This is a genomic window from Actinomadura sp. SCN-SB, assembly GCF_043906805.1.
Lineage (GTDB): Bacteria > Actinomycetota > Actinomycetes > Streptosporangiales > Streptosporangiaceae > Spirillospora.
Window position 1 is genome coordinate 1 of sequence record NZ_JBIMPP010000128.1, and the last position, 7,496, is coordinate 7,496.

Annotated in this window: 9 protein-coding genes; 5 read left to right on the top strand and 4 right to left on the bottom strand. The window is 68.6% G+C overall.

The genetic code is table 11. The features are described from left to right. The first annotated feature begins 457 nt into the window (after positions 1 to 457). Positions 458 to 679 carry a hypothetical protein gene (locus ACGWYJ_RS38245; RefSeq protein WP_395111531.1) on the top strand — a complete coding sequence of 74 codons (222 nt, stop codon included), beginning with the start codon at positions 458 to 460 and terminating at the stop codon, positions 677 to 679. Between the two features lie 268 nt (positions 680 to 947). Here ACGWYJ_RS38245 and ACGWYJ_RS38250 read toward each other — a convergent pair whose 3' ends face one another. Genes ACGWYJ_RS38250 through ACGWYJ_RS38260 form a run of 3 tightly spaced genes read right to left on the bottom strand, consistent with a single transcriptional unit; the run spans position 948 to position 3,022 of the window. Next, positions 948 to 1,241, bottom strand: a complete 294-nt coding sequence (locus ACGWYJ_RS38250) for a hypothetical protein (RefSeq protein ID WP_395111533.1) — start codon at positions 1,239 to 1,241, stop codon at positions 948 to 950. A 48-nt stretch (positions 1,242 to 1,289) separates the two neighbouring features. Next, on the bottom strand, positions 1,290 to 1,937 hold the full coding sequence (locus ACGWYJ_RS38255; protein ID WP_395111535.1) for an NAD(P)H-dependent oxidoreductase: 648 nt from the start codon (positions 1,935 to 1,937) through the stop codon (positions 1,290 to 1,292). Then, on the bottom strand, positions 1,934 to 3,022 hold the full coding sequence (locus tag ACGWYJ_RS38260; RefSeq protein WP_395111537.1) for an LLM class flavin-dependent oxidoreductase: 1,089 nt from the start codon (positions 3,020 to 3,022) through the stop codon (positions 1,934 to 1,936). The genes ACGWYJ_RS38255 and ACGWYJ_RS38260 overlap by 4 nt, the downstream gene beginning before the upstream one ends. Before the next feature lie 147 nt (positions 3,023 to 3,169). On the opposite strand from ACGWYJ_RS38260, the gene ACGWYJ_RS38265 reads away from it, so the two are divergent. After that, positions 3,170 to 3,643, top strand: coding sequence for a MarR family winged helix-turn-helix transcriptional regulator (locus ACGWYJ_RS38265; protein ID WP_395111539.1), 474 nt, complete (start codon positions 3,170 to 3,172; stop codon positions 3,641 to 3,643). Positions 3,644 to 4,013: 370 nt separating this feature from the next. Next, positions 4,014 to 4,367, top strand: a complete 354-nt coding sequence (locus tag ACGWYJ_RS38270; protein ID WP_395111541.1) for a nuclear transport factor 2 family protein — start codon at positions 4,014 to 4,016, stop codon at positions 4,365 to 4,367. Between the two features lie 461 nt (positions 4,368 to 4,828). Here the strand turns inward: ACGWYJ_RS38270 and ACGWYJ_RS38275 are convergent, their stop codons facing one another. Further along, positions 4,829 to 5,647: a helix-turn-helix transcriptional regulator gene (locus ACGWYJ_RS38275; RefSeq protein ID WP_395111544.1), complete on the bottom strand. Its 819-nt coding sequence runs from the start codon at positions 5,645 to 5,647 to the stop codon at positions 4,829 to 4,831. A 263-nt stretch (positions 5,648 to 5,910) separates the two neighbouring features. On the opposite strand from ACGWYJ_RS38275, the gene ACGWYJ_RS38280 reads away from it, so the two are divergent. After that, the gene (locus tag ACGWYJ_RS38280; RefSeq protein ID WP_395111543.1) at positions 5,911 to 6,903 is read left to right on the top strand and encodes an oxidoreductase; all 993 of its coding nucleotides are present in this window, start codon (positions 5,911 to 5,913) and stop codon (positions 6,901 to 6,903) included. A gap of 99 nt (positions 6,904 to 7,002) precedes the next feature. Beyond that, a partial coding sequence (locus tag ACGWYJ_RS38285) for a fumarylacetoacetate hydrolase family protein (RefSeq protein ID WP_395111545.1) occupies positions 7,003 to 7,496 on the top strand: 494 nt, incomplete at its 3' end.

A 7,496-nucleotide genomic window follows, 5' to 3' on the forward strand; every position in this document is an offset into this window, starting at 1 on the left:
TTAAGAGGATCCGAACGGCGACCGCGCGATGGGCAGCAGGTGTCCGCACCTGGCGGCCGAGCGCAGCCACAGCAGTTGGTACCTGCGGCTGGAGTTGGGGCTGGCACGGACGGTCGCCGACGCGGATCTCAGTGCCAAAAGGGAGTCCTCGTCCAGGGCGTGTCGGAGTGCGGATCCTGATCGCCGTCGAAGTCAGTCCCCGCGGTGTAGCGCCTCGTCCGCGGGCTTGCGCCGTCGTCGGGTTGACCGCGGAATCGACCACGTACCTCCCAGCCGCGCGCGACGATGCCGTCCTTGAAGGGCTGGACGTGAACTCAGCCGCCTTGCCAGACGCCGTTCACCGATCGTGATGCGGGTAGGCCGGACAGGTGGCGGCCAATGCCCACGCCAATGAAGGCTTTGACCGCCTGGAATCCGCACGGGCCGAGGCGGTCTGGTCACCGTCTCCGAGGTCGCCGTGTCCAGGGGCATCGTGTCCGACGGCGCCAAGGGTGACACGCGGCGGCTGCTTCGGCCGGCCGAGCGTACGCCGCCGCAACGGGACCGCTGGGTCGACCTGCTCCGCGCCGCCGCGATCGTGATGGGCCATTGGCTGGCCTCGCCGGTGACGTACGACGGAAGCTGCCTGGGCGGCGTCCACGCGCTTGAGGTTCTCCCATGGGCGCACGGGCTGTCGTGATCGGTCCAGGTCATGCCGATGTGCTTCCTGGTCGGCGGCTTCGCCAACGCCGCGTCCCTGACCTCGTCCTCGGGACGTGGTGTGCGGTGGTGGGAATGGCCGCTGGGACGGAACGCCCGGCTGCTCCGCCCGACCACGGCCTTTCTCGTTGCCGCGGCGGAGGCGGCCATGGTGGCACGAGCCCGCGGTGCCGATCCTGAATTGATCGGGATGGCGGTTCGGCCGGCCAGGATCCCGCTGTGGTTTCTCGCTGTGTACGTCGGCGTCGTCATCTCCGCTCCCGCCGATGCACGCCCTGCATCAGCGATTCGGCCTCGCGGTCCCGGTCGTCTTGAGCGTCCTGGTCGCGGCCGGTGACCTCGCCCGGCTGGAATTCGGCCTGCCGTACGGCTCGGGGTAGAGAGGACCCTCCTCGGGGGCGCGGTGACATCAGCGGTAGGTTGAACAGCTTCGCCGTTGTGGCCAGCGCGATCGTGTGCGATCCGATGAGGTTCGAGAAACCGACCTCGTGATCGATGAGGACGACCGCGCTGTTGTCGGCGGTAAGTGGCGTGTGCGGCATGGCTTTCTCCTGGTTATCGCCCTTGTGGTCGCCGTGACGCGGCTGGTGTCAGTCAGCCGGCCTCCCGCGAGTCGCCACGAGCGTGAGGATGTCGCTCACGTCCTCGATGGCCATTTGGATGCGACCGTAGACGCGTGGGGTGAGGAGCGTGGTGCCGTCGAAATCGCCGGAGGACGCGAAGACGGCGACCGGGAGGGTCATCGCTTGGAAGAACCCGAACAACGGGCGAAGGGCGTGCTCCAGGACCAGCGCGTGGTGATCCCCGCCGCCGGTGGCGGCGAGGAAGACCGGCTTGTTCGCGAGTGCGTACTGGTCGACCAGATCGAAGAAGTGCTTGAACAGGCCGGTATAGGAGCCGCGGAACACCGGGGTGGCGGCTATGAGCAGGTCGGCTTCCTCAGCGAGGCGGAGCGCGTCCTCGATCTCAGGGGCGATGCCCTCCCTCTCGAAGGCCCCGGTGAAGGCGGGGCCGAGGCGGTAGACGTCGATCCGGGTGTGCTCGACCGCGACGTCGTGGACGGCGAGCACGCTGGTGAGCGTTTGCAGCACGACGTCGACCAGTCCGACGGTCTTGGACTTCTCGCTTGGGCTGCCGTTGACGACCACCACCCGCAGTGTCCGTGCCTGCTCCTGGGAGGGGGCACGGCCGGTGCGGCCGCCGTTGAGAGCCCGCTGGTCGCTCACGCCTGCAGTCACGCCACCCGCTCCTTCCGGGAGCCGACCTCGCGGCGTACGACGGGGGCGACCTCGGTGCCGAGCAGTTCGATCGCCTCGAGGACGTCCTTCTGCGGCATCCCGCCGAAGCCGATCTGGATCAGGGCGCGGTCCAGGCCGTAGAGCTCGTGGTAGGCCAGCAGCTTTTCGATGACCTCCTGCGGGCTGCCGACGACGAGTCCGGCGTTGGGGGAGGTCTGGGCTTCGAAGGCGACCCGCGGCATCGCGAACCCACGGCCACGCTGGTGGTTGTTGTCCATCATGCCCTGCGCGAAGTAGGGGTACATCGTGTCGCGGGCGCCCTGGCTCGTACGTCCGACGTAGCCGTGAAGGTTGATGCTGGTGCGCAGCGTGGCGGGGTCGTGCCCGGCCTGCCGTGCGGCTTCTCGGTACAGGTCGATGGTCTGCTGGTGAGATGTGATCGGCCCGAGCAGCAGCGCCATGGCCATGGGGAGGCCGAGCCGGCCGGTGCTGATGGCGGAGGCGGGGGTTCCTCCGACGCCGACCCAGATCGGCAGCTCCTCCTGCATCGCGCGGGGACCGACGTCGGCGGCGTCCAGCTCGGGGCGGAACCGTCCATTCCAGGTGATCGGGTTCTGCGCGCGGATCCGCAGCAGCAGGTCGAGCTTCTCGCGGAACAGGTCGGCGTAGTCGGCCAGGTCATAGCCGAAGAGGGGGAAGGACTCGGTGTAGGAGCCGCGGCCGGCGATGATCTCGGCGCGGCCTCCGGAGATCTGGTCGAGGGTGGCGAACTGTTCCCAGACGCGCACCGGGTCGTCGGAGCTGAGCACGGTGACCGCGCTGGTCAGCCTGATGTTCGCGGTGGCCTGAGCGGCCGCGGCCAGCACGACGGCGGGGGCCGAGCCGACGAAGTCGGTGCGGTGGTGCTCGCCGACGGCGAACAGGTCGAGCCCGACCTCGTCGGCGAGCCGCGCCTGCTCGATGGTCTCCCGGGCGCGCTGGTGCGCGGAGGGAAGCGCGCCGGTCTCCGGGTCGGCGGTGATCTCGGCGAACGTCATGAAGCCGATCTCGAAGGGGGATCGCTCGCCGGTGACGGTGGTGGACAACGTGCTCTCCTTACGGTCCTGTGCGGACGCCGTTCGGTGTCCCGATCCCAACAAGATGCCTGCGCAGGCAAATATTCCACCCGACTTACTGCCTGCGCAGACATGTATGTCGGGTGGCGAGGACGGCCGTCGCGCTACACTTCGGACGTGGCGACTCCACGTCTGAGCGACCTTGAGCACGAGGCATGGCAGGGCTTCCTGTATGCCCACGACCGCATCTGGCGTGAGATCGAGGCAGGGCTCGCGCCGCTGGGCGTGAGCATGGCCGAGTACAGCGTCCTGTCCCTGCTCGGCCGAGCCGGTCGCTCCGGCATGCGGATGTCCGAGCTGGCCAGGAATCGACTGATGTCGACCGGCGGTTTCACCCGGCTCGCCGATCGGCTGGAGCGCCGCGGGCTCATCGAGCGTCGGCGTGCGGCCGAGGACGGACGCGGCTACGTCGCCGTCCTGACACCCGATGGGCGCAACCTTCTGCGCAAGGCATGGAAGCAGCAGCATGCCGACGTGCGCCGACTCTTCCTCGACCGCCTCGACGACGACGACCTGCACGCCCTCAACCGGATCTGGTCACGCCTCGGAGCCGGAGAGCGAGGCTACGCTGACCGCACCGGCCACAGGTGAACCGCTTGCCGATCACCCTGTCTGGCTGACACCGGTACAGCGACCCGGTCAGCCCACCGAGGCAGCGTGCCACCCGAGCGTCATCTCACCGCCGTACACCTCAAAGGCGCTGGCCTCGATGCCGTCGAGAGCGGCGCGGACCACGTGGGCTGGTCGGCGACCGACCAGCCCTCCGAAGCCGGCGGCGGCACCCCTACCGGCAAACCCATGCTTCGTGACCGTTGCGCCACGTGGAATCCCTATTCGAAGACCTGGAGAACGTGGCAGCACATCGCGATTGGGCAGGTTTCGGCGGCCATCACTACGGTGGCTCGAAGCATCTTTTAGGGGTCACTACTGCCTCTCTACCAGCTCGATAGCCTGCAGGGTGATGGCCAGCTCGGCTTGCGCGCGGGTCCGGCGACGCGAAGGCGTGGTACGCCGCGGTCGCGACACGATTCGTGACACCGTCGTGAACGCCGAAGCCCCCTACGCGGCGATGATGCACTACCTGCACAACATGCACTTCGAGGTCGACGGCGACCGCGCCACCGGCGTGGGCTACATGTTCTTCGCCGGTATCGCCGACAGCTCGGCGCCCGGCGAACACTTCGACATGGGCGGATCATACGACTGGGAGTTCATCCGCACCGAGGAGGGGTGGCGGATGCTCAAGCAGCATCTGACCCTCACCTGGAGGCTCGGTGTCGACACGTTGAACGCCTTTGTGAGCAGCGACTCCTGAAGCCGCAGATCCCGCATCCAACGTCGCCGCGGGATGGGCTCGGGCCTCGATCGTGACGGTGCAGAACCTCCAAGTCTGGGCTCGCCATCCCACGTCGGGGATGAGCGAGACCTACGCGGGCGAGCTACCCAGGGGTCCCCCATGTCCCGCCATGACCGGTCCCCGTTCGATGCCGCCGCCCTGCTCGATCTGGCCGAGCGCGCGTGGGTGGACGATGCGGGACGCCGACTCTGAGATGACGGGGCGATCGCCGTTGCGCTTGGTTCGGTGTATCGGAGATCGTCCGGTGCTGGCCCGCCTGTCTGGTGGTGCGCCTGACCGTACCCGGGCGCTCATGGCGCACGCCGGGATGGCCGTGGACGCGGGTGTGCCGGCGTCGCACGGATCACCTATACCTACCAACTGGCGAACATCGAGTCCCCGCACCATGGGCATGCCCGAAAGGGAAGATCGTGATCTCGCTATTGGCCGGCGGTGGCGGCCAGCGTGCCCAGCAGGGCGAGGGCGTCGGCGCTGGGGGAGCCGGGCTCGGCGTGGTAGACGACGAGTTGTTGTCCGGGCGCGGCCTGGACGTCGAAGGCCTGCATACGCAGCGTGAGTTCGCCGACATCGCGGTGGCGGAAGGTCTTGACCTCGGCTCGTTTGCCGCGTGCGTCGTTGCGTCGCCAAAGCTCGGCGAACTCCGGGCTGCGTTCCAGCATCGAGCCGAGCACTTCTCGTACGCGCGGATGGTGCGGGTCCTGCCCCTGCAGCAGCCGGAACCCGGCGATGGTGTTGACCGCGGCGGTCTTCCAGTCCGCGTAGAACGAGCGCGCATCCGGATCGAGGAACAGCTTGAACAACAGGTTCGCCCCGCCGCGGAACCCCTCGAAGAGCGCGTAGCCGAGCCGGTTCCCGGCCAGGACGTCGTAGGCCTTGCCGAGAACGAGAGCGGGGTTGTTCGGCCAGCCGTCCAACAGCTGCAACAACTGCGGATCCACCCGCTCCGGGCTGGATCGGGCAGGCCGCGGGCCCAGACCGGCGAGCCGGAAGAGATGCGAGCAGGCATCCTCGTCGAGGCGCAGGACGGTCCCCAGCGCGTCCAGCACCTGCGGTGATGGGTTCCGCTCCCGGCCCTGCTCCAGCCGCATGTAATAGTCCACGCTCACGCCGGCCAGCAGCGCGACCTCCTCACGCCGCAGTCCCCGCACCCGCCGCCGTGGCCCCGCGGCCAGGCCGGCGTCCTCGGGACGTACGCGCGCCCGCCTGGTCCGCAGAAAGTCTCCAAGGGGCCGTTCGATCACGCTTTCAGGTTAGGTGGAAACGGGCCACCGAGGGTGGGTGCGTGACTCCCAGGCACACGGCGGCCTGCCGGGAGGTGAGCGCATGGCCGAGTCTCGGACCATGCACGGACACCCGAAGGGAAAGTCGTCCTGGTGGCCGGCGTGAGCAGTGGCATCGGGTCGGTCACTGCCCGCCCGCTCGTGACCGCGGGTCACCGGCGTCATCCTCACCGCCCGCCGCACCGACCGGATCAAAGCGCTCGCCGGAGACCTGACGGCGGATGGTCACCTCGCCGAGGCCCGTTCGCGGCCGAGGCCATGCGTCCGCGTCGATCGGTCCCGAGGACGTCGCGAAGGCCATCGCCTACGCCCTCGGCCAGCCCGTCGAGGCCGACGTCACCGAAATCGTTCTCCGCCCGTCGCCCAGCGCTGACGGGCCTCTCGACGAAGGACGGCACATGAGCAAGACCTGGTTCATCACTGGCGCGTCCCGAGGCTTCGGGCGAGCGTTCGCCACCGCCGCCCTGGAACGCGGCGACCGCGTGGCCGCGACCGCGCGCGACCTCGTAACACTCGACGAGTTGGCGGCCAAGTACACCACCGACCTCCTCCCGGTCAGGCTCGATGTGACGGATCGCGGCGCCGCCACCGAAGCGGTCCTGCGCGCCCAGGCGGAGTTCGGACGACTCGACGTGGTCGTCAACAACGCCGGGTACGGACATTTCGGCATGGTCGAGGAGCTCTCCGAAGAGGAGCTCCGCAAGCAACTGGAGACCAATCTGTTCGGCGCGGTCTGGGTGACTCAGGCGGCGATTCCCATCATGCGCGCCCAGGGAAGCGGCCATATCGTGCAGGTTTCCACGATCGGAGGCGTGGGGGCCTTCACGAACCTGGGCGCCTACCACGCCTCCAAATGGGCACTCGAAGGCATCAGCGAGTCGCTCTCGCTGGAAGTGGCCGCCTTCGGCATCAAGGTGACCCTGATCGAGCCGGGCGGCTTCGCCACCGACTGGGCAGGAGCGTCGGCCCGACGCTCCAGGGCTCTCCCCGAATACGACGGTGTACGCGCGGGGGCCGCCGCTCGCCGAAGCGCACAACCCCCGGGTGATCCAGATGCGGCGGCCGAGGCTCTGCTGGAGATAGTGGACACGGACGAGCCTCCACTGCGGGTGCTTTTCGGGGCTGCCGCACCGGACATCGTCTACGGCATCTACGAGCGGCGGATCGCGGAATGGAAACAGTGGGAGCGCCTGGCGAACAAAGCACAGGGATGATCCGGCCCGTGCCGGCTCGGGTCGCGGACGAGGCTGGTCGGCGGCATGCCGTTCGAGCGCGGCGCGTAGCTTCGGCAGGTGCATGAAGCCGTTGACGCGGTGGAACCGCTTGGCGGCTTCGTTCATCCCGGCCGCGCACCAGCGCAGCGCCATCTGCCGTCGCGCCGGTTCTGGACGTTGGTCGCGTGGTCGCGGCAGATCGCGATCGTCGACTCGATCGGGTTGTGGTTCGAGGCCAACGGGGTCCACCGCCAGAACGGCAACACCAAGACGATGATCTCCGACCCCTTCACCGTCCACCACCTGAGCCGGTTCATGGTCCTGGAACCCGATGACCTGATCAACACCGGCACCCCACCCCGCGTCGGCATGGGCCACACCCCATCGGCGACAATGACGACGCCGAGTGGGCCCGCGTCCCCCCGGCTGTCTCCGCCGAGGTCGGCAATCTGGGTGCCTCGCCCGTCGGCGTATCCGGTGGCATCCCAGCGCTCCTGCCAGGTGTGGCCGGGGATCTGCTGCGCCGCCCCAGCAGATCCAGCGTGCCCTGGCGGGCTGTGCGGTGTCGCTGCTTGGAGGGACTGCAGTGTGCG

Bases quoted from the DNA above. Each gene is read 5' to 3' on its own strand.
- ACGWYJ_RS38250 (WP_395111533.1), bottom strand. From the start codon at position 1,241: ATGCCGCACACGCCACTTACCGCCGACAACAGCGCGGTCGTCCTCATC.
- ACGWYJ_RS38270 (WP_395111541.1), top strand. From the start codon at position 4,014: ATGGCCAGCTCGGCTTGCGCGCGGGTCCGGCGACGCGAAGGCGTGGTA.
- ACGWYJ_RS38280 (WP_395111543.1), top strand. From the start codon at position 5,911: ATGGTCACCTCGCCGAGGCCCGTTCGCGGCCGAGGCCATGCGTCCGCG.